Here is a 24,078-nt window from a genome sequence, read left to right on the forward strand (position 1 = left end):
CTTCTAATCTATTTTTTTCTGTTCTTTTTATTTCCACTTACTTGTTCAACTAAATCAAAGTAGGTTTCAGCATTCGCATAACTGATTTCCTTGATGATGGATTCCATTAATTCGAGATCATTTGGGTAAATACCTGCTGTCACTTTTTCAGCTAAGTAGTTCGCTAAAATCCGTCGAAAATAATGATGCCTAGAATAACTTAGAAAGCTTCTCGAATCGGTTAACATCCCAACAAAGTTTCTAAGCAGTCCATTATCCGCTAACGAATCCATTTGCTGAACCATCCCTCGATAAGAATCATTGAACCACCAAGCAGCTCCAAATTGAATTTTATTTCTGATTCCATCATTATTCATTTGAAAATTCGCTACAGTCGTAGCAATGACATCATTTTGTTTAGGATCTAAATTGTACAAAATCGTCTTTGGTAATTGATTCGTCTGATCAAGACTGTCTAAAAACTCATTCATCGGTTTTGCGATTTGGGCTTGATCATAAATAGAATCACCACCAGCATCATAGCCTACTTGCTCTAGTAATCGTGTATTTGTATTACGAATCGCACCAAAATGAATTTGCATGACCCAGTTATGATGATGATAGATTCGCCCTAACGCAACCATTAATTGACCTTGCCACTGAGCTTTTTCATGTACTGTCAGAGGTGATTGTGCCAACGCTTTTCTTAAAATCTCATCTAACTCTTGATTACTCGCCTTCGCATAAGCTAACTCTGTAAATCCATGATCACTAATTCTTCCTCCACATTGATGAAAGTACGCTATTCTATTTTCCAAAAATGTGATCAATGATGAAAAAGATTTGATTGATCGATTTGTTTTTAACTCAATTTTTTTGACATATTCAACAAATGTGCTATTTCCGATTGCAAAAAATGGATCTGGACGAAAGCTAGGTGCTACAATACAAGAAAAACCTGACGCTTTGATTTTTTTGTGAAACTTTAGATCACTTAACGGATCATCTGTTGTAGCAACATAACGAACATTTGAATTTTTTATCAGAGAACGTGCGGTTACTTGATGTGTAGCAAGAAACTCATTGCATCTTGCATATATCTTTGGAGCTGATTTTTCACTTAAACATTCGGTTATATCAAAATACATTTTTAATTCTAAATGTGTCCAATGATACAATGGATTGCCCAAAGATCGTTCGACTGTTTGAGCCCAAGCTAGAAATTTCTCCCATTCATTACCATCACCAGTTATGAAACGTTCTGGAATTCCGCAGGCTCTCATCGCACGCCATTTATAATGATCTCCACCCAACCATAATTCTGTGATCGATGTAAAACGATAATCTTCAGCAATTTGTTCTGGATTTAAATGACAATGATAGTCGATAATCGGCAATTGTGCCGCATGATCATGATATAAATAACTCGCTAGCTCTGTTTGTAATAAAAAATTTCGATGTATAAACATAAGACTCCTCTACCTTTTAATGTGACATGTCTTTCGAACTATTTTTGAGGCTTTTTGTTTCCTCACTACTCGTATCCTCACCAAGTATTTGCTTATAAAATAACGAAACAGAAAAACTACGTGTTAGATTCTTGAATAAAAAATAATTGATTGCTCCACCAAAAAAACAGAGATATGCCAATGAAAAATTTTGCAAGCAGAACAATGAGATGAATAAATATATTCCATTTACGACTGCAACTCTAGGTAATCGATAACTAATTCGTATAGACCAAAGTATTTTACGTTTAAATGAAAGTTTTTTCGCACGCACATCTGAAGAAATCAATAGATTAAAAAACATACTACTTAGTAAAAAACAACTCGTAATTAAAAATGGATACATCATCACAGGTAATTTCGCTAAAAATAAAATACGTAAATCAACAACTATGAATACAATAAAAAACGTATAAAAGAGAAACGTTGCCCAACTATTTCTCAGTATCTCCTTATACAATAAAAAGTATTTTCTAAGAGAAATTGTCTCTTCACTTTCTTGTATCACTTTAAATTGTCCCGAAAAGCTAACCAAAAAAAAGAAAATCGGAATAATAAAGAACACAAAATTATTTATGGATAAACGGATAAAAAATAATACACATAGAAATAACGCATTTGAAAGAATAAAAAAAGTATTTTGCACAAATAAACGATAGATAAATTGAACAGAAGATACGGTATAATTTATGAGAAAATCAGAATTTTTGTTAAACATCCATCATATCTCCTATCCTTTGATACCAGATGAGTTTACACCTTCAACAAAATATTTTTGCGCACTAAAGAATAAAATAATCGCTGGCAACAATGAAATCAGTGACATTGCAAACACTTGATTCCATGGTGTATTTGTTGACGGATCGACATTCAATTTTAAAGCTAATGAAACTGGATATTTATCTTGTGAAGTAATGTAAATCAATGGACCAAGAAAATCACTAAATGTCCATACAAATTGGAAAATTACACAGGAAATCAATGCTGGTTTTAAAGCTGGAACTAAAATTCTCCATAGAATCTCAAAAGAATTACACCCATCCATAGTAGCTGCCTCGTCTAAATCTTTCGGAATTGAACGTAAAAATTGAATCATCATAAAAACAAAAAATGGTTCTTGTGCGAAAAAAGAATTGGCAACTAATGGAATATATGTATCAAGCATTCCTAAGTTCTTCCAAAATAAGTACAAAGGAATTCTTGTTACAACTTGTGGCAGAAACATCGTTGCCATAAGTAAAGAAAACATAATTTTCTTGAATGGAAAATCAAAACGTGCAAACCCATACGCTGTAACTGTCGCAGAAATCACTGTAAAGAATATTTTGGGTAATACATATTTAAACGTATTGATAAAATATAAGGTAAAGGTATAATCACCTTTGGTATTCCATCCATCAATATATGATTGAAAATCTATCTTTTTAGGTATAAAACCAATTGACGTAAAAATTTCATTGTTAGGTTTAAACGATGCCCCAATCATCCAGATAATCGGATAAAGCATAACAATTGCTAACACAGTCAGCAAAACGTAACGAATAACTGATTGAATTCGTTGTTTTTGTATTCTTCTTTTTTCAGCTAAACTAGGTGTTACTTCCATCTTATTTTCCACCTCCATCAGAATAGTAGACCCATTTCCGCTGACTTGCGAACAGTAGAATGGTTGTTGCAACAATAATAGTAAATAGCACCCAACTAGCCGCACTAGCATAGCCCATATCAAATTCTTTGAATGCCTTGTCGTAAATAAACATTGAAGTTAGATAGGTTGAGTTTAGCGGTCCTTTTCCAGTTACAATAAACGGACCATTAAATTCTTGAAAAGCATTATTTAATTGCATTACTAAATTAAAGAAAATAGTTGGTGTAATCAGTGGAATTGTAATTTTGCAGAATTGAGTGAATTTTGATGCGCCATCTAAACTAGCAGATTCATACAAATCTCTTGGTATTTCCTTTAACGCCGCTAAGAAAATCAACATGGACGAACCAAATTGCCAAATTTTTAATAAAATTAGAACAGTCATTGCACCAGTCGCTGTAGATAACCAATCGATTGGTTGAATGCCAAAGGAGCCCAAGAAGATATTGACTAGGCCTTTGGGTTGAAACATTGAGCGCCATAACACGCCTATAGCAATATTCCCCCCTAAAATAGAAGGAATATAGTACGCTGTACGATACAAATTAATCGCTTTCAATTTAAAATTCAATATAAACGCGACAAACAACGCAAATGCTAACTGAAATGGAACCGTAAATGCCGTATAAATCAAGGTTGCTTTTAAAGAAGCTATAAACGTTTGATCTTTAAATAAGTTGACATAATTTTGTATGCCTAAAAACTCAGGCGTTTGACCCACACGTGCCAAAGAATAATCTGTCAATGCATAATAAAACGATGCTATAATTGGCCAAAGAGTTAAAATCAAAAAACCAATTAGCCAAGGGGTTATATAGATTAGACCCGCTTTTTTTTCTTTCATAATTAAAAACCTCCGAAATACTATGAGATATTCACAACTAGTGAATTATTAAAAATCAACATAAGATAAACACTATTTTAAGAAATGTAGTTGATTTAGAACGAGGTCGAGGCAAAATAATCAATTCCAAGAACTAAATTAATAAGATACATCATTGAACTAGTTCATTCATTGTGATTTGTCACAATGATAAAAATTTCTAGAACTTTGAATTTTCATCTCTTTGACATTGTTTAGATCGAAGCTACTAATTTACCGAGGTCATAAAGTTATCACTTAGAATCAAGCACTTGGATAAAATACCACTTATAGCGTTCTGTTCAATCGATGACATTTTGGAAATTGCCAAGATTCTGATGATTTTATGCCATTTATCCAATTTCCAAAGATAAAACAAAAGTAATTTTTTACAAAAAATAAAAATCTTTTTATTCCTGTTTATTAGGATATAGAGTGTGAATCAAAACTCGTCCTGTTTTGGTTCACACTCATTTATTTTATGTCGTTGGGAATCAACTATTGTAATTTATAATCTTTTGCAAGTTTCGCTGCTTGGTCTTTTGTTTTTGTATAGACATTTTTAGCAGCTGTTGGTAAATCTGTTTTCCCTAATTCAACCGCTTCCATTTCTGTCGTATAGATTGTTGTTAGTGTTCCATCCTCATAAAATGGTGTTTCATTGATTTTAACGGCTTCTTGCGCATAATCATAGCCATCTTTCATAAATCCAGACAATTGTCCATCTTCAACTAATTCTTTTACTGCTGCAGAAGAAGCTGGAACTCCACGAGATAACCCTAAAATTTTGTTTGCTTCCTTGCCATTTAGAAAATCATTCAAGAAAGTTCCTACTTCCTCAGGATTTTTTTCATCTGGCTTGACAGCGAATAACATAGATGGTTTAGATAACAAATTAACTTCTTTTCCACCTTCAGCAATTGGATAATCGACAATTACTAACTCGTCGCCAATTTCTTTTAATGATTCATAATCAGAAGTAATTCCAGCATTCCATCCAATTCCACCGCCGTATTCTCCTTCAAGCCATTTTTTATTTGTTGCTAAAGAAACTGGTTCTGTTCCAACATTTTCTAAGTAGTCTTTACGTGAAACGAATACACGAGCATCAGCCATTTCTTTATACCACGTCATCGCCTCTAAATAGTCTTGTTCTGACCAATTCATATTTCCCTTTTCATCGAATTCAGATTTACCCGTTTTTTGTTGTAACCAAACCGTTACAGGAAAACGCCAAGTTGGTGATGCGATACAGAACGAGCCTTCTGGTAATTTTTTTGCCGCTTGGACATAATCATCCCATGTTTTCAATGTTGTAATATCGATACCGTTGCGCTCATATGCAGATTTATTTAAATACATAACTAACGTATTTTCGCCATATGGTACTGCAACTTGTTTTCCTTCTACCTGACCAAACTTTAAAAACTCTTTATCATAAGTAGATAAATCTAAACTTTCGATTTTATCTAAATCGTAAAAACCATCATTTTGACCAAATTGTGGAACCCAATTGTACATAACCGTAGTTATATCAGCCAACGTATTTCCTGCATACCTTGTTGTAAAAACTTGATCTAAGTCTCCAAATCCGCTTGGTTCACCTTTTACTTTAATTGTCGGATGATCTTTCTCAAAATTGTTAATCATATCTTGTGTTGCTTTGTGTCGATCATCATTTCCCCACCAACTAAAACTAATTTCTACATCACCGTCTTGTTTAGCGGTGTCCGCTTTTTTTCTTCCTGCATTACAGCCCGTTACTAAAGATAATACTGTTACCATTGAAATAAGTGCAATCGCTCTAATTTTCCATTTTTTCATTTCATTTTTCTTCCTTTCAGAATTCAATTTAGTGAAATCAAAAATTCTAAGTCTACTGCTTCTGCCATTCGCTTTCCACCTTGATCAGATACATGAAGGCCATCTCCACAATCATAGTCACATTGAAGTAGATTTGACTTTTCTTTTTCTCTAACTACCTTGTCAAAATCAATAACACCATCAAAATAATCACTATTTCTTATCCAATCATTTAATTCACATCGTTCTATTTCTAAAGATGAACTGTAAAAAATAGAGTGCCCAATAGGCATCAATGTTCCTATAATTAGTTTAGTATTATGTTGGTGAGCCAACTGCGCATACTGCTTTAATCCCATTTTTATCTCTTGAACTGAGTAAGGATATTCATTTGTTCCATCATGACGAGAGATTAAATCATTGATACCGTGTAAACAGACTACTATATCAGCTGAACCAAACATAAATATTTCTCGTTCAAATCGATATAGTCCTGCATTTCCATGACGGTTGTATGAATCATTGATAGGGTTCTGTCCTTTTAGAATACGACTTCCTCCAATCCCGCGATTCAATACTGCATACCCCTCTAAATGATTCAAAAATAATCGTCTTTTTAAATGATCTACCCAAAATCCTTGTTGCGTTAAAGAATCACCAAATGCAACAATTGTTTTTACCTTTTTATCCGTAAAAAAATCCACTCCACTGATAGCGTATACAAAAAACATCCGCTCATTTTCTTTAACCATTCGAAAAAGTTCACGTTGTTCAACAAAAAGTTGTTTGTGATTGGTTGCTTGATAATTATAGACTTCTAGTTCTCGTCTAGAGTATGATACAGTACCACTTTGTAAAATAGTTTTTTTAGTTATTATCGTTTCAATTTCAAGAATCGATCCTGGTTGAATGTCGAGTGAGATAGAATCACTAATTAATTGAATTGAAGGAAGAAGAGTGATTTTTTTTTTCCCGTTCACAGTAACTGTTTTTCTTGCTCTAATTGCTAATGTCTCTGGCTCTAACAAACAAATACTGACTGCATCCAAACTTATTTTTTCTTGTCCATATTCGTTAGAGAAACGTATTTTCAACTGATTAGTAAAATGATTGGAGCGAATTCGAATAACTTGTCGATCATTGTCAATCACTGAAGGCCATGAACGATAATCTTGTTGCGTATAACTCCATACATTACGCCACTCCACTTGCTGACCTCCTTATGCATAAATTTTACGCTTGTGCTGATCGGGTACTCCACTTTTACGATAAAAATACGTATTCACTTGATCTTTCCAATCACGAGCTGAACGCTGTTGCTCTTTAAGACGTTCATACACATTTTGATAACTTATTTCATCTAAATGGGGTTTCAAATTTCTCCAAATTTCCATATATTCTTTCACTTTTTCATATCCTTCAAAATGCGTGTCATAAATATGTTGAATCACTGTTTTTCCCGACTTTAGTTTGTGATCATAAGCTAAATGGTGGAAAAAGAGCACTAGTTCATCTGGACAAGTTGCTAAATCTTCATATTCCATAAATCGCGCTTCAGAATATTGACGCGTATATCCTGTTCCATTTTTGACCGTGCGTTCTACACCGATTCCATTACGATCAGCAAAGTGATAGGTACCCCAACGGTCATATTCATACCCATCGATATCTGGTCCATAATGATGATTTGGACGTACCATAAAGCCAATTCCCAGAGGCGCTGTATAGTTCTCGTAAGTTTGGCGAGATGTCAATAGAATCTCCATGAGCTGAAATCTTTCTTTTTCCGGAAAATCAAATGTTAAGTTTATCCAATCTGAAGCAATTTTTTCAGCAGAACAATCATTTTCCCAAATCAAACGACCATAACCATAAAGATTGGCTTGCGCTAACTTATGACCAGTCCAATTATTATCAATTCCTACGTTTACCACAGCGGCAATACCGGAATATTTAGGTATTGGACTTTGCTCATGAATAACATCCTGGATCAGAGATTTTTCTACTTGATATTTTGTATCAAAATCTAATACTTCTTTCCATATTGGGAGTAAATAACATATATGTTTTTGCTGCCCTGTATACTCCTGTGCTATTTGAAATTCTAGCATTTGGTTAGTTTGTCGTAATGCCCCAAAAAGCGGAGAAACTGGTTCTCGAACTTGAAAATCGATAGGACCATTTTTGATTTGTAAAATAACATTCTCTTCAAATTTACCATCTAGTTTCAAAAAACTATCATAGGCTGCTTTCGCTCTATCAATGGAACGGTCCCGCCAATCCTGCAAGCAGTCATAGACAAAGCAACGCCAGAAAACTAACCCATTATATGGTTTCAATGCTCGCGCTAGCACATTGGCTCCTTCATCATGATTGCGTCCGTAAACAAATGGTCCAGGCTCTCCCTCAGAATCAGCCTTCACTACAAACCCACCAAAATTAGGAATGACTGTATAGATATTTGCAACCGTTTCATTCCAGAATTTTTCGACTGCTTTATCTAATGGATCAGCAGTATCTAGCCCTCCCACTGCAATCGGAGCCGCAAAATTAATACTTAAGAATAGTTGAATACCATAGCATTCAACTATTTCAGCAAGCGCTCTGACTTCATCCAAATAAGGACTCGTAATAAAAAATGTTTCTTGTTTATGAACATTGACATTATTAATCGACAAAGCATTGATTCCTACTGATGCTAAAAGACGCGCATACTCATAAATTGTCTCATAATTGTGTCGAAATTGATTATTTTTGTAAAATAATGATTCGCCTGCATATCCACGTTCCACTGAGCCATCAAAGTTGTCCCAATGATTCAACATCCGAATGGCTTGATCTGGTACAGAACAAAGATTTTTCATTTCAGTGTCATTGATAATCAATTCTTGATAGAATCGGAAAAAACCATACAATAATCCTCGAGTTGTATTCGCTTGAATCACACTTGAATTATTTTCATTACTCGTGATTCTAAATCCGTCATGCTTAAGTTTAGATTCATTAATCAATTCAAATTGTATTGTAGCGGTTTCTTCGTTTGTTTTTTCGCAAGAAGGAAATAATCTGTTTAGTTCTTTTTCAATACTTTCCGTTATCTTATCAATTTTATCCAACTTAAATGTTGTATAGTTAGGGTTTGTGACTTTTTTTCCCAGCCAACAACTATCTCTTTTTTCCATCCTCATCGATACCTTTCTTCTAGTAGATATAGTCGTTCAACACATTTTTCACATATTCAATATGACTCGATTCGATTACTGGATGGTCATGTTTTAGTGCATATTCAGTCAACGATTGTAAGTTCTCTTTATCCGCAATAATTGACGCACCGATTCCTTCTTTAAAAGAAGCGTAACGTTGATCAATCAAATCATCGAAAAATTTCTCTTCTTTTAATTTCGCAGCATTTTTTAGCCCTCTGGCAAATGTATCCATTCCGGCTATATGAGCTAACACTAGATCATCCATTGCAAAGGATGAACGACGAACTTTTGAATCAAAATTGATTCCACCTGGTGCAATCCCACCATTTTCTAATACACCATACATTGCTAAAGTCACATCATAGACATTTGTTGGAAATTCATCCGTATCCCATCCTAACAAAACATCTCCTTGGTTTGCATCTAAAGAGCCAAGCGCGTCATTGATACGAGCGACTGTAATTTCATGTTCAAATGTATGACCTGCCAAAGTTGCATGATTTGCTTCAAGATTTAATTTAAAATCATTTTCTAACCCATATTTTTGAATGAATTGTAACGTTGTTGCTGCATCAAAATCATATTGATGTTTTGATGGTTCTTTTGGCTTTGGCTCTAATAAAAATTGCGGTTTGTGACCAATCTCTTCTCCATATAAAACAGCCATTTTGAATAGGCGAGCAATGTTGTCCATTTCAAGTCCCATATCAGTATTCAGTAACGTCTCATACCCTTCACGACCACCCCAAAACACATAATTTTCTCCACCTAATTTTTTAGAAATGTCGATTCCTTTTTTCACCTGAGCAGCAGCCAACGCAAAAACTTCTGCATTATTCGTTGAGCCTGCACCATTATTATAACGAGGATTAGAAAACATATTCGCTGTATTCCAAAGCAATTTGATTCCTTTTTGATCCATTTTTTCTTTAATCAAATCAGTAATTTCATCTAAATTAGCAAAAAATTCTTCTAATGAATTTCCTTCAGGAGCAATATCAATATCATGGAAACAAAAATATTCAACACCAAGTTTTTCTAATAATTCAAAAAATGCGTCAACACGATTTTTCGCGGTTTCCATAGGCGTTTCACCAAACCAATTACGTTGGTTCGTTGGACTTCCAAACGGATCACTTCCATCTTGTGTCATCGTGTGCCAATAAGCAAGTGCAAAACGTAAATGTTCTTTCATTGGCTTTCCTAGTACTACTTCATTCGCTTTGTAATGGCGAAATGCAAAAGGATTTTTTGTTTTTGTCCCTTCATATTTGATTGTTTTTACTTCTGGAAAATAAGTCATATATGCTTCCTCCTAAGAATCATTATAGTTAATTAGTTCTTTTTACGAACTAACTTACTGACTATATAGTATACGCTTTCAAATAATTAATCAAGTACTTTTTTAGATTTTTTTTTAACCAAGTGTATTAATTAAAGAAAAATACTAGCATTATTAATAATAAATCTGTACAATAAAGTAGGTATATTCATCTAACAAATTAACTTGGAGTGTTTCTCATATGAAAAATTTTAATTATAACATTCGAACACCAAATGAATCAAACTGTCTTGAAGCAATTATAAATAATAATGGTGTATCTCGAGCAGAATTAGCTAGTATCACGAGTTTAACTAAGGCAACTGTCTCGGTCATCGTCAAAAAATTATTGGATGATCAGCTTGTCGTTGAAACTGGCATGGGGCAATCGACCATTCAGGGTGGACGAAAACCAATCCATTTGCAATATAATGGTAAAGCAGGTTTATCTATCTCTATCGATGTCGGTTACAATTACATCAACGCACTTTTAACCTTTCTTGATGGAGAAGAAATTGCATTCGAACAAAGAAAACCGATTTCTTTAACTGTAGAAAATATTACGACTTATTTTTCTGAAATTTTCGATCGGTTCAATCAAGTAAAACCAGAAACACCTTATGATGTCATCGGTATCGTTATTGGTGTACACGGGCCGGTTTTTGATGACCAAATCATTTTTACCCCTCACTATAATTTGGATAAAATTCCTTTCCGAGAGATTACAGAAGAATTGACAAATTATCCAATCTTTTTTGAGAACGAGGCAAATTTGTCTGCTTTAGGAGAGTATTCTTTTACATCTGATTCTTCTAGCTTAATTAGTATCAATATGCATAGTGGGATTGGGGCCGGAATCGTACATGATGGTTTACTAGAAATCGGCGCTCATGGCTTTGCTGGAGAAATCGGTCATCAAATTGTGGTGCTTGATGGAAAAAAATGTGTTTGTGGTAATTTAGGGTGTTTGGAAGCCTATGCCGCAAACAAAGTCTGTTTTGATCAATTTGCCAAGAGGAAAAAAATTGATTTTGTTAATGCGATTATTTTAAGAGAATATTATCTTAATGGTGATCTTGATGCTAAACAAGTTGTTGAAGAAAATGCACGGTATCTTAGTATAGGTATCAATAATGCCATTGCTCATTTTGATCCAGAGACAATTGTATTAAATAGTTCTCTTTATAGAGAAATACCTGAAATGATTCCTATGTTAAAAAATAACTTATCTGATCGTTTTTCAAAAGCTGTCGTTGTTCGAAATAGTAAATTGAACGAAAAATCAACATTACTAGGGGGACTTGTTTTTAATTTGCAACAGTTTCTCAATATTAATCAAATGAAACTAATAAAAGTACAACACTCGTTAGATAGTTCTAACAAGCAATAACGAATTTTCAACCAATAAGAAAATCCTAGGTGCAAATAAAACGCAGCTAGGAATTTTTTGTATAGTGTTAATTATTATCGTACACCACTTATCTTGAATTCAACTCTTAACTCATTTTTGTAATATTCTGGATACCTTTCATTTTCATAGCGCTCACACTTAAACTGCGTATCCCCTTCGGAAACAAATTCCAAACCTGTTATATTTGCCAATAGATTATGAATCATTTGCTGGTAAGCTATCACCATACGCTTCATCAACGTTTTAATACATCTGCTATAGATAGCGTATCGATGAATCATTAAGAAATGATAGTCGTTAATATGGCGAATAAGTGCACCTATGCACTCTTTAGCAGTCATTACTTTCGTTAACGTCGTATTCGTTCATTTGTCTTTGTAGTGAAACATAACTATTTCTCTGTCATACATGATGATCCGATCAGTTGCGTTGAGACCAGACTTCATATAGCGACTAATATACTGTACTAAATACTGGGGATTTGTCTAGCTCCTTTTAGGAGCATTTTCATAAAATCCCTCCACATTATTGATATGCGCAGCTTGCAAAACTCGGCAAAAAATCTAGCGGATTCATCTATCAATCCTTTATCAACCATAAAGATAACCTGCCGATGTTTCACTTTAAATAAATCCTTTACAACGATTTCAGACCAAGGTTGCCTTCCGCCATTAGTACAAGTTGGGCAAAACTTTTCTTGGCATTTCAAGGAAATATATTTCACCTCATGACATCTTTCACAGAAAAACAAACGATAGCTTCTTCTAATATCACCACAATTTCGAATTTTTTTGACTTCTTTTTTACTACAAGACGGATTTTTTGCCTATGTTTCTCAACGAACTTCTCCCAATTACTATGTTTATCAAAGAAAACGGCTTATAAAACATTCTGTTTCATAACTTATTTAAACGTTTCTTTTAAAAATAGAAAAAAGGCCAAAAGACTACTATTATCGTCTTTTGAACCTCTTAAATTTTATAATCCCTTTATTGTCAAAAAAGACATCTATTAATTAACTATTGGGATTCAAACTATTGGATCGACAGGTGTCAAATTTTTTTATTTAGATGTATTTTTTGATTTATCGTTGTCTCCTATTGGCTCCATTTTTCTTTTTCAAAACTCATCGCAATCCCATTTGCATCTGCATCCGCAGTCACTTCATTAGCAGCAGCCTTAAGCTTATCTGTTGCATTGGCCATAGCCACTTTATATCCCACAGCATCAAACATCGGTAAATCATTATCTCCGTCACCAAAAGCAATCGCATCCGTTTTAACAAGATTCAGATAATCAAGTACAAATTCAACGGCTTTTTTCTTGTCCACTCCTTTTACCGCAATTTCACCACTTTCTGGTCCAAAAAGTGGAACCGTTGAATGATACATATAGAAATCGTCTCCATATCGTTCAGCAATCGCTGAAAATGGCAAGGTATTATTAACAAAAGAAATTTTATTCACATTTCCATAATCAATCGGAATCGCATCAAATTTATGGATCAATTCATAAAACCAATTAGATTTCTCATTGAGTTTTTCAAAATCATCGCCTGTTTGATCTGTTATCGCTTTGATTTCTTCTTGAATTTTCCGTATACAATTCTCACTGCCAAATAAGCCATCATTTGATTCTAAATAATAACCGACATCATTCTTATCGAAATAAGCAATAATGTCTAACACAAGTTCTTTGGGCATGGTTTTATGCATGACCACTTCATCATTTACTGAAACATAACCACCACCAGCGCCAATGATTCCATCAAAACCAATTTCTAAAATACTATCAATTATTTCTGGCTTCGAACGTCCCGTACAAATATACGCCAAATTTCCAGCTTTCCTGAACTGGCGAATAGTTTCTATCGTTGAAGGTAAAACCTCTCCGCTACTATTACATAAAGTTCCATCAACATCAAAAAAAGCAATTTTTGCCATGTTATTCTCTCCTCTTTATCCTCAATTAAAAATAAGCCAAAATTCCCAAAAAGCAAAGGATACTTTTGGAAATTTCAGCTTATGTCTATTAATTAAAGATTTTTAGCTTCCAAAAATTCAATCGATTCAATCCTTAGATTTTTTTATCTTTAATTTATATTCTATAGATTTTCACCATTAGATGCAATACACTCTTTATACCAATAGAAAGAATCTTTTCTATATCGTGCTAAACTACCTTGACCTTTATCGTCTTGATCGACATAGATAAAGCCATAGCGTTTACTCATTTGAGACGTTCCGCAACTAATTAAATCAATACAGCCCCATGTTGTATACCCCATTAAATCAACGCCGTCTTTAATTGCTTCTTTCATTTGAACCACATGTTTTTTCAAATAATCAATACGATAATCATCATGAATTTTTTGGTCAGCTGTTAATTCATCTTTTGCTCCTAAACCATTTTCACAAACAAATAAAGGTTTTTCATAACGATCATATAATTTCATCAACGAAATTCGTAAGCCCATTGGATCAATTGGCCAATCCCACTGAGTCAACTCAAGATGCGGGTTTTTAATTGGGCTGTCAAAGGATCCCGCTAATTTCGCAGCATCTTCTCTCGCTTCTGTAACGTGTGACATATAATAACTAATCGCTACATAGTCAACAGTTCCTGCTTTTAAGAGTTCTTCATCGCCAGCTTCCATCACCACATGAATATCATTGTCCGCAAAATAGCGTGCCATATAACTTGGGTATTCACCACGTGCTTGAACATCTGGATAGAACATATTTAATTGATTCGATTTTAACGCTTGTAATTGATCTTCAGGTTTTGTCGTCATTGCATACGATTCGATTTGATTAATCATACAACCGATTTTTGCCTCTGGAATAATTTCATGACATGCCTTTACAGCACACGCACTAGCCAAGAATTGATGATGAGAAGCTTGATAAGTCGCTTGTAATTTGTCATCCACTAAATCCTCTAATGTACCCGCTCCAGTATATAAACTATTCAAATTCATGTTCATTTCATTGAACGTAATCCAGTACTTCACTTTATTTTTATAACGAGTTAAAATACAACGTGCATATTTGTCAAACAAAGGAATCAACTCTCTACTAACCCAGCCATTATACTTTTCAGTCAATGCAATTGGCATTTCATAATGAGACATTGTTACCAACGGTTCGATGCCGTATTTTTTACATTCATCAAACACTTTGTCATAAAACGCTAAACCCGCTTCATTTGGCTCTGCTTCTAAACCAGTTGGAAAAATTCGTGCCCATGAAATCGAGATTCGGAACGTTTTAAAGCCCATTTCAGCAAACAATGCAATATCTTCTTGATAGCGATGGTAAAAATCAATTCCCCAACGTTTCGGAAATAGATATTTTTCAGGATGCTCTTTATATTCTGCTAACTCCTTCGAACTAACATTAAAGGTAAAATTGTCTACTTTTCCTGTTGCATAAGGATCTTTATATGCCGCAAAATCGGAAGTAGATAATCCTTTTCCATCCTCTAAATACGCTCCTTCTATTTGATTGGCAGCTGTTGCGCCGCCCCATAAAAATCCTTTTGGAAAACCTGTTTGTAATTCTTTCATCAAAAATTCCTCCTCTTAAGTTTCTCTATATAATTAGTTATTAAAATTAATTAACTACAATAAACAACTCGTCTTGATTCGCTTGGACTGCTTTTTCTTTTGCCACCGTCACGACATCTAAAAAGTTCGTTGTATTTGTTACAATAATCGGTGAAAATAAACTTAAATTCGCTGCTTTAATTTGCTCAATATCAAATTGAATCAGTGGGTCTCCTTTAGCAATTGCATCGCCTTCGGCTACCAAACATTTAAATCCAACACCTTTTAAATCAACCGTATCCATCCCAACATGAATCAGCAATTCCACGCCATCATTAGACATCAAACCGATTGCATGGTTGGTTTGAGTGGTCATCGTAACCGTTCCATCGAATGGAGCAACTACTTCTCCAGTTGATGGAATTATACCGATTCCTTTACCAATTAGCTCGGCAGCAAATGTTTCATCTGGACACTCTGCTAAAGGATAAATTTCTCCTGTCAAAGGAGATTGAACATGAATTGGATTTTTTTTATTTAGTTGCTCTGATGCTCGGTTTTGATTGATTTCATCTTTTGCGATCTCTGCTTTGTCTTCACTAGGAACTTCATTTTTCAAGAAAATCAAGGTAACAACACAAGCCACTATAAAACTAGCTGCCACTCCAATTAACGCATAAATAAAATTATTTGTTCCTTTTTCAATATAAGAAGGTAATGCCGTGATGCCTGGTTGAGAAAATGAGAAAACTTTTACTGATAAGAGACCAAAAATTGCTCCTCCTGTCGCTCCTCCGATTAAACTCGCATAAAATGGACGTTTCAATTTCATTGTTACTCCATAAATCGCTGGTTCAGTGATTCCAAAAATCGCTGGTAATAGTGTTGAGAAAGAAAGTTGTTTCATTTTCTCATCTTTTGTTTTCAGCAACACACCAAGAACTGCTCCAGCTTGGGCAAAATTAGATACTAAACTCATCGGTAACAACACAGAGTCATAGCCTAGTTTTTCAAAACTAGCAAAGGTACTTGGGAAGAAGGCGTAATGCATCCCTGTGATAACAATTAATGGCATCAAACCACCCATTAATAGTCCAGCAATCGGTCCAGCTATATCAAATAACGACGTGAAAATTTGTTGCAAATATACGCCAATGTAATTTCCTAACGGTGCGATAAAAAGTAATACTAAAGGAGCTGTGACAACCAATGTTAAAAGTGGTACAAAGATGATACTCAATGTTTTAGGAATCACTCGTTTAATATATTTATTGGTATAACTTAATAACCAAACCCCTAAAATAATCGGTAATACTGAAGAAGAATAGTTGTTCATTGGAACACTTAATCCTAAAAACTTCAAACTATTGACTTCCCCACCTGTTGCATACTGAATAATGGTCGGATACATCAAAACGCCTGCCAACGTTACCGCTAAAGAAGCATCTGTTTTGAATTTTTTAGCAGCTGAAAAAGCAATCAAAAATGGCAAGAAATAAAACGCCGCATCCGCAATAAATCCTAAAACTTCATAATTTGAGCTCGTTTCTGACAATAAATTCAAACTAACTAATAACGCCATGATTCCTTTTAGTAAACCACCACCAACAATTGCTGGCAGAATAGGGTTAAAAATTCCTGAAACGGTATCGAAAAGACTATCTAAAATCGATTTTTTAGCGGTCCCTGCTTGTTGCTCATCACCCGTTTCACTCATGTCTCCTAACAGTAATGAAACTTCCGCAAATACTTCTTCAACCGCACTTCCAATAATGACTTGATATTGACCACTTTGAAATTGAGCACCAATCACACCATCTAATTTTTTTATGCCTTCTAAATCAACCTTCTTCTGATCTTTGACGTTGAATCGCAATCGAGTGATACAATGCCAACTTTGGGTAATATTATCTGCTCCACCTAAATCTGCTACGATTTGTTTTGCTAATTCACTTTTATCCATATTTTTCCCCTCTTTTTCTTTTTTATTCATTCTTTCCAACAAAAAAACCTAAACAAAAACCTATATAAATACACCAATATCGTATATTCACACAAATTTTTGTTCAGGTTAATGCTTGTTCATTTCAACAATGACACGCCTTTTACAAAAAGATTTAATTTTATTCGTGGTCTTTTGTGATTCTTTCAATATGAATGATGAGATAGACCATTTCATCATCGCTAATGCTCATTTGATAATCCTTCTTCAACATTTCACGAATCATCAAACCACAAGCATAACTTCTTGGATACTGTTCTTGAATAATTGCATACAATCCATTATTATTTTCTGAAACAAACGCCTTATTATGTAACTGACGATTCATAAAATAGCGAATATGAGTCACAAATCGAGAGTAATTGATACTTGATTTATTTAGTGAGATATCAAATAATGACTGGATGATTTTTACCATACTTTTCGTCACTTTTGTAATAAACATCGTTTCATCCATTGACTCTAAACCATCTTGAGCATTGACAAAATGGAGAGCAATAAAAGAGGCTTCTATTTCAGGTAATGCCGCATTCATCTCTTCTTCAATCATCACTAATGCCTTCTTCCCAAGTTCATATTCTTTAAAATATAAAAATGGAATTTCCCACTGTAACGCATTTTCAGTTAAATCTTGACCATTTTTCTGTCGTTCAATCGCTGATTGAATATGGTCTGACAACGCCACGATAATACTTGCATTGACTTTTTTATTTAATTCTTGCTCACCTTTTTCAATAATTCTTTCTGTCAAAGAGAGGATTTCTGGTGAAATATTCGCCAATATTGCACTGAAATTTTGCGTTTGGCTTTGCGATTCAAAAATTTTTGTCACTAAGGTTTGATCAATCACATCGCCTTTTTTCTTTTTGAAACCAATTCCTTTTCCAAATAATACAAATTCTTCCGCTTCTTCATTTACCGCTAAGACAAGATTATTATTTAGTGATTTTATCATTGTATAAATTCTGATCACCTCTTACTCTATAGGTCAGAAAAACAAAAAAACACCAAACTAAAGTAGACATCTTCTACTGTAGACTTGGTGGTGCCTGATCGAGTCAGTTACACTCCTCATATATCTGTATCTAATTTATCACAAGCTGAAAACGGTGTCAATATAAGAATAAAAAAAAATTTATTTTATCACCGATCTTCCAGATAATTTCGCTTTTTGTCTGACTATAAATAGTATAAAAGTGAGACACGAAAATTAAAAAAGAACAAATTTCGTCTCTCACTTTTTATATCATAGCGTAATTTCTTTGAATAAATTCTTTGATTGAAAGTTGCTTTATTATACATGTGTACCATTTCTTTTAACTACTTTAATAACTCAAAAATGAGCACCTGCTATAGCACTACATTCGTTCTCATAAATATTTTTTTACTGTTTTCCACCAACAATTAGTTTTTGACATTCTATTTATTTTCCTTGAAACATCCTCTTTACAGATGATCATTTCAGTTACCATATTTTACATTAGTTGATCTGGAACAGCATTAACTACTAAATAGTAAATACTCCATCATATGGTGCTAATACTTTTCCTATTGTTTGACTTACTAAATCATATATAGCTTCTGTTAAACAAATAGATAAACTTGATAGATTTTTTGTATTTGTTTCACTTGTTAAAATATAATAAGGACTTAAATCTGTTTCAATATTTATGTTTAAATCAGTTGTTGAAACAATTTTATCGACGTCTACACATGTTGGACCGATTTTATCCATCGCACCATGGATATTAAGTGTTTGATAGAATGTTTTACCCCATTTTCTTCATTGATCGTACCATTTCTTCGATCAACAGTAAAACTCGTCTGTTGTTTATTATTAGTTGTTTGTTCTTCAATTGATTGAACTGCTGTCCCTGAAGTATCTAATGATTTTTGATTCAGTGTAATTAAAGCGGTATCTTCATCCGTATACTCTCTATCTATTCGTAAACTAATCATTACTATAATTATTGGTACCATCATTATTAGACTAACAAAAGTTCGTTTTAATCGATTATTCATTTTTTTTCCTCATTAAATGTTTTTTTCGATACCTTTTCTTCTATTGATATACCAAGTACTTCCAACTACTACCATTAGTAACAATCCAATCGTAGATAGAGAAGATGTTGTTTCATTGGTGTTTGGATAATTTTCCTCCCTTGAAGAAGGTTTCTGTGTTACTGGCTTCTCAGATTGCGGTTTTTCTGGCATTGGCTTTTCAGGTGTTCCTCCGTTTACATACTTCGGATAGACCTCAACAGGATTCAATAATTCGCCTGTCTCAGGTGAAACCACTGGAAAAATTATTACTGTTGGTACAGTTTTACCTGTTTGTTCTACAGTAGTACTCGTTTCTTCAACAATTAAATATACAGCGTACTGTTCATTGATTTTTAAAGGTACCGAAAATGTACATATACCCATCTCATCCGTTATTTTTGTGATTAGCGGGATTCCTAAATTCAACGTTCCTTTACGAGCTTTTTCTGACCATTCTTCACTAAATTTTTTCATCTCAACTGTTCCTTGTTGAGATGCGGTTTGATAAACAGCTGTTAAATCATAAATTGAAACAGGAACTCCTACAATCGGTGTGGTCTCTTTAGAATCAGAACTTGTTGATTCGCCCAACTCATGCACCGTTAAGGTGACCATTTCTATTGTACTTGTTTGAGTTTCAGCTATTTCAGCAAAAGCAGAAACAGCCATTAGCGAGGAGAAGCCTAATCCTACAAGGGAGAAGAGAGTAGCGAATAGTAATTTTTTCATTTTAACTAATTCCCCCTTTGCGGTTTTGATAATAGATGAAGACACCCCAACTAACGGCGAGAATCAAAACAAACGCACCGATTGTAATAATAAGTTGGCGCTTATCGCCACCAGTATCTGGTAGTAAACCTTTATGATTATAGACATTGGTGATTGTGGTACCGTCTATGATTGTTTCATAGTTTTCAACAGCATCTTCTGTTACTGTATATGTATACGCATCGCCATCTGCATCATATTTCGGTAAATCAACAAATTCATACGTCCATTGAGCATCGTTTCCTGCAGTCACTTCGGTATGGTCAATTTCTTTCCCATTTTGAAACAAGCGAACTGTAATTGATGTCGGACGAGCATCGTGTTGATTGTTGTTATCTTGCCAAATTTTTTGTCCAGTAATTGTCGTTTTTTCTTTATTTTCATACGTATTGGTAATCGTGGTTCCATCAATCGTTGTCGTATATCCATCCACTGGATCTTCTTTCACGGTATACTGATAAACATCACCTGTTGAATCATATTTCGCTAAGTTATCGAAGTGATATGCCCAATTGCCCGCATCATCTGCTTTTACCTCTGCTTGCTTAATTGGTGTGCCATTTTGAAGTAAGTGAACTGTAATCGACGTTGGACGTTTATTCAATTTATTGTTATTGTCTTGCCAAATTTTTTTCCCAGAAAGGCTTGTTTTTTCAGTATTTGTATAGGTGTTTGTGATTGTTGTTCCATCTACTGTCGTGTTGTAGTCTTTGACATAATCTTCTTTCACAGTATATACATACTCATTTCCTTGCGTATCGTATTTCGCTAAATCTTTAAATTGATAAATCCAATTGCCCGTTGCATCCGCAATCACATCTTGTTGGGCGATTTCTTGGTTATTTTGAAAAAGTCGAACGGTGATTTTCGCAGGTCGCGTATTGAATTTATCATCATAATCTTGCCAAATTTTCTTTCCAGCTAGATTGATTTTTTCCTGATTCACATAGGTATTGGTAATCGTTCCATCATCTGAAATCGTTGTTTTATAGCCATCAACAGGTTCCTCTTTAACTGTATAACTATATTCTTTTCCTTGAGAATCAACTGCTGGCAGATCAGCAAAATGATACAACCACTTACCATTTTGATCCTTAATTTCTTGTGTGGCATAAAGTGAATTATTTTGATACAAATCAACTACAATTGATTCAGGACGTGTGTTCAATTTATTATCAAAATCTTGCCAAATTTTTTCTCCTTGAATCTCTTTAGTACCCACGGTAATAGGAATCGTGATTTTTTGTTTTTTTACCTGTCCACTAATCAAATTTTGATATTTTCCGTTTGAACTTGCATAAAAATAGGCATGATCCATGGCAAGTGCAAGAAACGAAAGTTCTCCAGAATCAAATGCAAGTTGACTATTTTTGACAACTACTTTATATTGTTTCTCTGGATAAATCAATGTTGCTTCTTGTTCATTTTGATCAACAACTTTATAATTACTTGGTAAAGAGCTTATTTTGATAGGTAATTTGTAGTTTGATAACACAAAAATCTGGCTCTGCTTAGTTGAAGGATTTATTCTTAATGGATTCGAGCTATCAATTTGCGAACCATTCATATCTTTAAACTTCAAATTTTCTATCGAATAATCATTTTGGGAAATAGGATGTTCTTTAGCATAGTTAAATAAATCATCGCGATAAGGTAAGTTATCATAGTACTTTGTTCCAGAAAGGATAGACCACATAACTTGTTGAATCACATTTTCTTGAAATTGTTCTATTGTTATATTTGTCTTAACCTCTTTTTTATACGCAGTGTAAGATTTTTCAAGATTATCAGAAAATGTAAAAACATTATTTTCTGGTGAACCAGCAAACATCGCAGCCACAACATAGTTTAAATTATCAAAATCTTTAGGTGCTATTTTAGTTATACCTTCGTATAATTCGTATCTTGTATATGATATTTTTTCAGGGTATGATCGATCATGGTTAAAACAGTAAGCAATAATTTTAGATCCATCTGGATTAATAACGTACGGAACTTTTGAATCTTCTTTATTATAAGGATCATAGTTACCAATGTAAGAATCATTTTTTGCCGCTTCAGCTCCAGGTGCAAAAATACTGCATAAAAACAGAAAAATAAGTACTATAGCTAGAAAAAACCACTTATAATTTTTAATACCTAATTTTGTTAACAATTTTTTCACTTCTTTCCTTCTAAATTTAAGTGCAATTTTTGACTTATCAAAAGTAGCAAGCTTCATCAACTTACAATTTTTTTATTTATTAAATGTGAATTTCAAATAGTAATTTATAACCATAAATAAACATAGCAATCCAACGACAAGCAATATTGATTTAATTTCATTTGTTTTAGGGAAGGTTTTTGTTTTAGAAGCTACAGGCTTTTTTTCAACTAAATCTGATTGTTCAAATTGGGACAATTTTGAATGCACATCATCAATATATTTAGGATAGATTGACACTGGATTTATTAGTTCTCCTGTTTTGGAAGAAACAATCGGAAATAAAATGATTGTTGGGAGAAACATTCCTTGATCCGTGATGCTACAATTTTTAGAGGTAATCAAATAAACTCCATAATGCTGATCAATTAACAGCGGTACTTTAAACAAACACTCTCCCTTGGTATTCGTTTGCTCCGTTGCTAAGGGTTCTCCTAAATCCAATAAACCTTTTTTTGATAAAGATTTATTTATCCACTCTTCATTAAAATCCTTAATATCTAACATTCCCTTATTTTTAGCCTCTTGATAGTTTTTTGTTAAATTATAAATCGATACAGAAGTTGTAAATACCGGCATCTCCTCATCTGGCATCTCAGTGTTTGGAATGACATCGTGAACATTTATCGTGACCGTTGTATTATTGACTTCAGCATATGCATTTGTTGAAAGCAGCATACAAAAAAATAATAATAAGGAAAGTTGAATAACTATCCTATATTTGCTCACGAACGCCTCTCCTTTCTTCTGAAATGCTTTAATGCGATAGAAATGATTGCAATCAACACATAAGCGAACTACTTAATAATCAATTGTCTCCGACTCCCTTCTATATCAAGTAGCAAATTCTTATGTATACAAAAATATTTCTATAATTATTGAAATATAGTCAACAATAGAACATGTTTTTACTACGTACTTGTATTCACTATATTTGAAATTGATACTTCTAGTTTTCTTTGTACTCAGTTACTATTTTTTCATAATTTCATCATCATCTTGGTATAGAAATATCATGATTATTACTGATCGTATATAAACTTATTCTCATCATCTTGTCAAATTTTTTTCAACAGTTGATTGTTCAGCGAGAACTGTTAAATCAGAGAATTTTATTTGATCAAATTGAATCAAATCGTATAGTGTATTTAAATTTTTTGAGTGTGAACTATTTATTAAAATCTGAATTTTTTTAACTCACTTCAATTCATTCATCTTGTCATTAAAGTTTTTAAAAATAAGCTTGTCCAAAGAGATCGGAGAAAAAGCAGTTAGGTTCGAGAAACAAGTAGGTATGATGCACCATCGCTATTTCACTCCCTGTATCTGATATCAATTTCGGTTTACTCCCAAAGCCTTCAATTCTTTTTAGAGCTTTAGTTCTTAGAAATTGTTGTAATCGAAGCACAACGTAGTAGCTGCTTTTGCATTACTGTTTATCAGATCATAAAAGAATTGCTAATAATCGAGCAATTGGGCTAACCAAACGTTATTGCGTTTTTTTCAATCACTGGTACGTTGGAAATTGCTGTTATTCCGATTATTTTATACTATTTATTAAGATTATATAAACCCAAAAATTATTTCATACTTTTAGACAAACGACCATACCTAGTTCATTCTCTCTATCTTTCTCAACGTATCGTATCATATAAGCAAAAGTTCTCATTTCTTATTTTTTTCATTAAAAATCCAAAAAAAGTAAAAAATTTAAGAAAATAATTGCAACAAAAATTATTTAAGATAAAAAAGTCATAAAACTAAACTTTTCCGGAAA

At 33.6% G+C, this 24,078-nt stretch carries 18 protein-coding genes and 1 pseudogene; 1 reads left to right on the top strand and 18 read right to left on the bottom strand.

Translation table 11 applies throughout. The features are described from left to right. Positions 1 to 8: 8 nt before the first annotated feature. From uxaC to xylA, 8 genes are all read right to left on the bottom strand, one after another. Positions 9 to 1,448: a glucuronate isomerase gene (gene uxaC, locus ACYSNW_RS10330; RefSeq protein ID WP_461744419.1), complete on the bottom strand. Its 1,440-nt coding sequence runs from the start codon at positions 1,446 to 1,448 to the stop codon at positions 9 to 11. Between the two features lie 16 nt (positions 1,449 to 1,464). Next, a complete protein-coding gene (locus ACYSNW_RS10335) occupies positions 1,465 to 2,205 on the bottom strand; it encodes a hypothetical protein (RefSeq protein WP_461744420.1) in 741 nt (246 codons plus the stop codon). 12 nt (positions 2,206 to 2,217) lie between these two features. Further along, positions 2,218 to 3,093 carry a carbohydrate ABC transporter permease gene (locus ACYSNW_RS10340; RefSeq protein WP_461744421.1) on the bottom strand — a complete coding sequence of 292 codons (876 nt, stop codon included), beginning with the start codon at positions 3,091 to 3,093 and terminating at the stop codon, positions 2,218 to 2,220. Position 3,094: 1 nt separating this feature from the next. Beyond that, positions 3,095 to 3,979, bottom strand: a complete 885-nt coding sequence (locus ACYSNW_RS10345; RefSeq protein ID WP_461744422.1) for a carbohydrate ABC transporter permease — start codon at positions 3,977 to 3,979, stop codon at positions 3,095 to 3,097. A 516-nt stretch (positions 3,980 to 4,495) separates the two neighbouring features. Next, positions 4,496 to 5,821 (bottom strand): ABC transporter substrate-binding protein, encoded by a 1,326-nt coding sequence (locus tag ACYSNW_RS10350; RefSeq protein ID WP_461744423.1) that lies wholly within the window; start codon positions 5,819 to 5,821, stop codon positions 4,496 to 4,498. Between the two features lie 23 nt (positions 5,822 to 5,844). Beyond that, complete coding sequence (locus ACYSNW_RS10355) at positions 5,845 to 7,008, bottom strand: SGNH/GDSL hydrolase family protein (RefSeq protein ID WP_461744424.1); 1,164 nt, start codon at positions 7,006 to 7,008, stop codon at positions 5,845 to 5,847. A 12-nt stretch (positions 7,009 to 7,020) separates the two neighbouring features. Next, positions 7,021 to 8,982, bottom strand: coding sequence for an alpha-glucuronidase (locus tag ACYSNW_RS10360; protein WP_461744425.1), 1,962 nt, complete (start codon positions 8,980 to 8,982; stop codon positions 7,021 to 7,023). A gap of 19 nt (positions 8,983 to 9,001) precedes the next feature. Then, positions 9,002 to 10,309 (bottom strand): xylose isomerase, encoded by a 1,308-nt coding sequence (xylA, locus tag ACYSNW_RS10365; RefSeq protein WP_461744426.1) that lies wholly within the window; start codon positions 10,307 to 10,309, stop codon positions 9,002 to 9,004. 220 nt (positions 10,310 to 10,529) lie between these two features. On the opposite strand from xylA, the gene ACYSNW_RS10370 reads away from it, so the two are divergent. Then, positions 10,530 to 11,717: an ROK family protein gene (locus tag ACYSNW_RS10370; RefSeq protein ID WP_461744427.1), complete on the top strand. Its 1,188-nt coding sequence runs from the start codon at positions 10,530 to 10,532 to the stop codon at positions 11,715 to 11,717. A 487-nt stretch (positions 11,718 to 12,204) separates the two neighbouring features. On the opposite strand, the pseudogene ACYSNW_RS10375 reads toward ACYSNW_RS10370, so the two are convergent. From ACYSNW_RS10375 to ACYSNW_RS10420, 10 genes and pseudogenes are all read right to left on the bottom strand, one after another. Then, positions 12,205 to 12,540: pseudogene (locus tag ACYSNW_RS10375) on the bottom strand (transposase zinc-binding domain-containing protein); the annotation flags it as partial. Positions 12,541 to 12,835: 295 nt separating this feature from the next. Next, positions 12,836 to 13,681, bottom strand: coding sequence for a Cof-type HAD-IIB family hydrolase (locus ACYSNW_RS10380; RefSeq protein ID WP_461744428.1), 846 nt, complete (start codon positions 13,679 to 13,681; stop codon positions 12,836 to 12,838). Positions 13,682 to 13,842: 161 nt separating this feature from the next. Beyond that, a complete protein-coding gene (locus ACYSNW_RS10385) occupies positions 13,843 to 15,306 on the bottom strand; it encodes a glycoside hydrolase family 1 protein (RefSeq protein WP_461744429.1) in 1,464 nt (487 codons plus the stop codon). 46 nt (positions 15,307 to 15,352) lie between these two features. Next, a complete protein-coding gene (locus ACYSNW_RS10390) occupies positions 15,353 to 17,248 on the bottom strand; it encodes a beta-glucoside-specific PTS transporter subunit IIABC (protein WP_461744430.1) in 1,896 nt (631 codons plus the stop codon). Positions 17,249 to 17,408: 160 nt separating this feature from the next. Then, positions 17,409 to 18,242, bottom strand: a complete 834-nt coding sequence (locus tag ACYSNW_RS10395; protein ID WP_461744431.1) for a PRD domain-containing protein — start codon at positions 18,240 to 18,242, stop codon at positions 17,409 to 17,411. Positions 18,243 to 18,794: 552 nt separating this feature from the next. Continuing rightward, entirely contained in the window at positions 18,795 to 19,022 is a 228-nt protein-coding gene (locus ACYSNW_RS10400) for a hypothetical protein (RefSeq protein ID WP_461744432.1), read from the bottom strand. After that, entirely contained in the window at positions 18,995 to 19,309 is a 315-nt protein-coding gene (locus ACYSNW_RS10405; RefSeq protein WP_461744433.1) for a hypothetical protein, read from the bottom strand. The genes ACYSNW_RS10400 and ACYSNW_RS10405 overlap by 28 nt, the downstream gene beginning before the upstream one ends. A gap of 12 nt (positions 19,310 to 19,321) precedes the next feature. After that, positions 19,322 to 20,059: a pilin N-terminal domain-containing protein gene (locus ACYSNW_RS10410; RefSeq protein ID WP_461744434.1), complete on the bottom strand. Its 738-nt coding sequence runs from the start codon at positions 20,057 to 20,059 to the stop codon at positions 19,322 to 19,324. Position 20,060: 1 nt separating this feature from the next. Continuing rightward, complete coding sequence (locus tag ACYSNW_RS10415; RefSeq protein ID WP_461744435.1) at positions 20,061 to 22,262, bottom strand: Cna B-type domain-containing protein; 2,202 nt, start codon at positions 22,260 to 22,262, stop codon at positions 20,061 to 20,063. 72 nt (positions 22,263 to 22,334) lie between these two features. Then, positions 22,335 to 23,030 carry a pilin N-terminal domain-containing protein gene (locus ACYSNW_RS10420; protein ID WP_461744436.1) on the bottom strand — a complete coding sequence of 232 codons (696 nt, stop codon included), beginning with the start codon at positions 23,028 to 23,030 and terminating at the stop codon, positions 22,335 to 22,337. Between the last annotated feature and the right edge of the window lie 1,048 nt (positions 23,031 to 24,078).

It is taken from the genome of Enterococcus sp. LJL99, assembly GCF_054871725.1.

Bases quoted from the DNA above. Each gene is read 5' to 3' on its own strand.
- ACYSNW_RS10380 (WP_461744428.1), bottom strand. From the start codon at position 13,681: ATGGCAAAAATTGCTTTTTTTGATGTTGATGGAACTTTATGTAATAGT.
- ACYSNW_RS10335 (WP_461744420.1), bottom strand. From the start codon at position 2,205: ATGTTTAACAAAAATTCTGATTTTCTCATAAATTATACCGTATCTTCT.
- ACYSNW_RS10370 (WP_461744427.1), top strand. From the start codon at position 10,530: ATGAAAAATTTTAATTATAACATTCGAACACCAAATGAATCAAACTGT.
- ACYSNW_RS10400 (WP_461744432.1), bottom strand. From the start codon at position 19,022: ATGGATAAAATCGGTCCAACATGTGTAGACGTCGATAAAATTGTTTCA.
- ACYSNW_RS10345 (WP_461744422.1), bottom strand. From the start codon at position 3,979: ATGAAAGAAAAAAAAGCGGGTCTAATCTATATAACCCCTTGGCTAATT.
- ACYSNW_RS10385 (WP_461744429.1), bottom strand. From the start codon at position 15,306: ATGAAAGAATTACAAACAGGTTTTCCAAAAGGATTTTTATGGGGCGGC.
- ACYSNW_RS10350 (WP_461744423.1), bottom strand. From the start codon at position 5,821: ATGAAAAAATGGAAAATTAGAGCGATTGCACTTATTTCAATGGTAACA.
- ACYSNW_RS10405 (WP_461744433.1), bottom strand. From the start codon at position 19,309: ATGAATAATCGATTAAAACGAACTTTTGTTAGTCTAATAATGATGGTA.
- ACYSNW_RS10390 (WP_461744430.1), bottom strand. From the start codon at position 17,248: ATGGATAAAAGTGAATTAGCAAAACAAATCGTAGCAGATTTAGGTGGA.
- ACYSNW_RS10340 (WP_461744421.1), bottom strand. From the start codon at position 3,093: ATGGAAGTAACACCTAGTTTAGCTGAAAAAAGAAGAATACAAAAACAA.
- ACYSNW_RS10360 (WP_461744425.1), bottom strand. From the start codon at position 8,982: ATGGAAAAAAGAGATAGTTGTTGGCTGGGAAAAAAAGTCACAAACCCT.
- ACYSNW_RS10395 (WP_461744431.1), bottom strand. From the start codon at position 18,242: ATGATAAAATCACTAAATAATAATCTTGTCTTAGCGGTAAATGAAGAA.
- xylA (WP_461744426.1), bottom strand. From the start codon at position 10,309: ATGACTTATTTTCCAGAAGTAAAAACAATCAAATATGAAGGGACAAAA.
- ACYSNW_RS10410 (WP_461744434.1), bottom strand. From the start codon at position 20,059: ATGAAAAAATTACTATTCGCTACTCTCTTCTCCCTTGTAGGATTAGGC.
- uxaC (WP_461744419.1), bottom strand. From the start codon at position 1,448: ATGTTTATACATCGAAATTTTTTATTACAAACAGAGCTAGCGAGTTAT.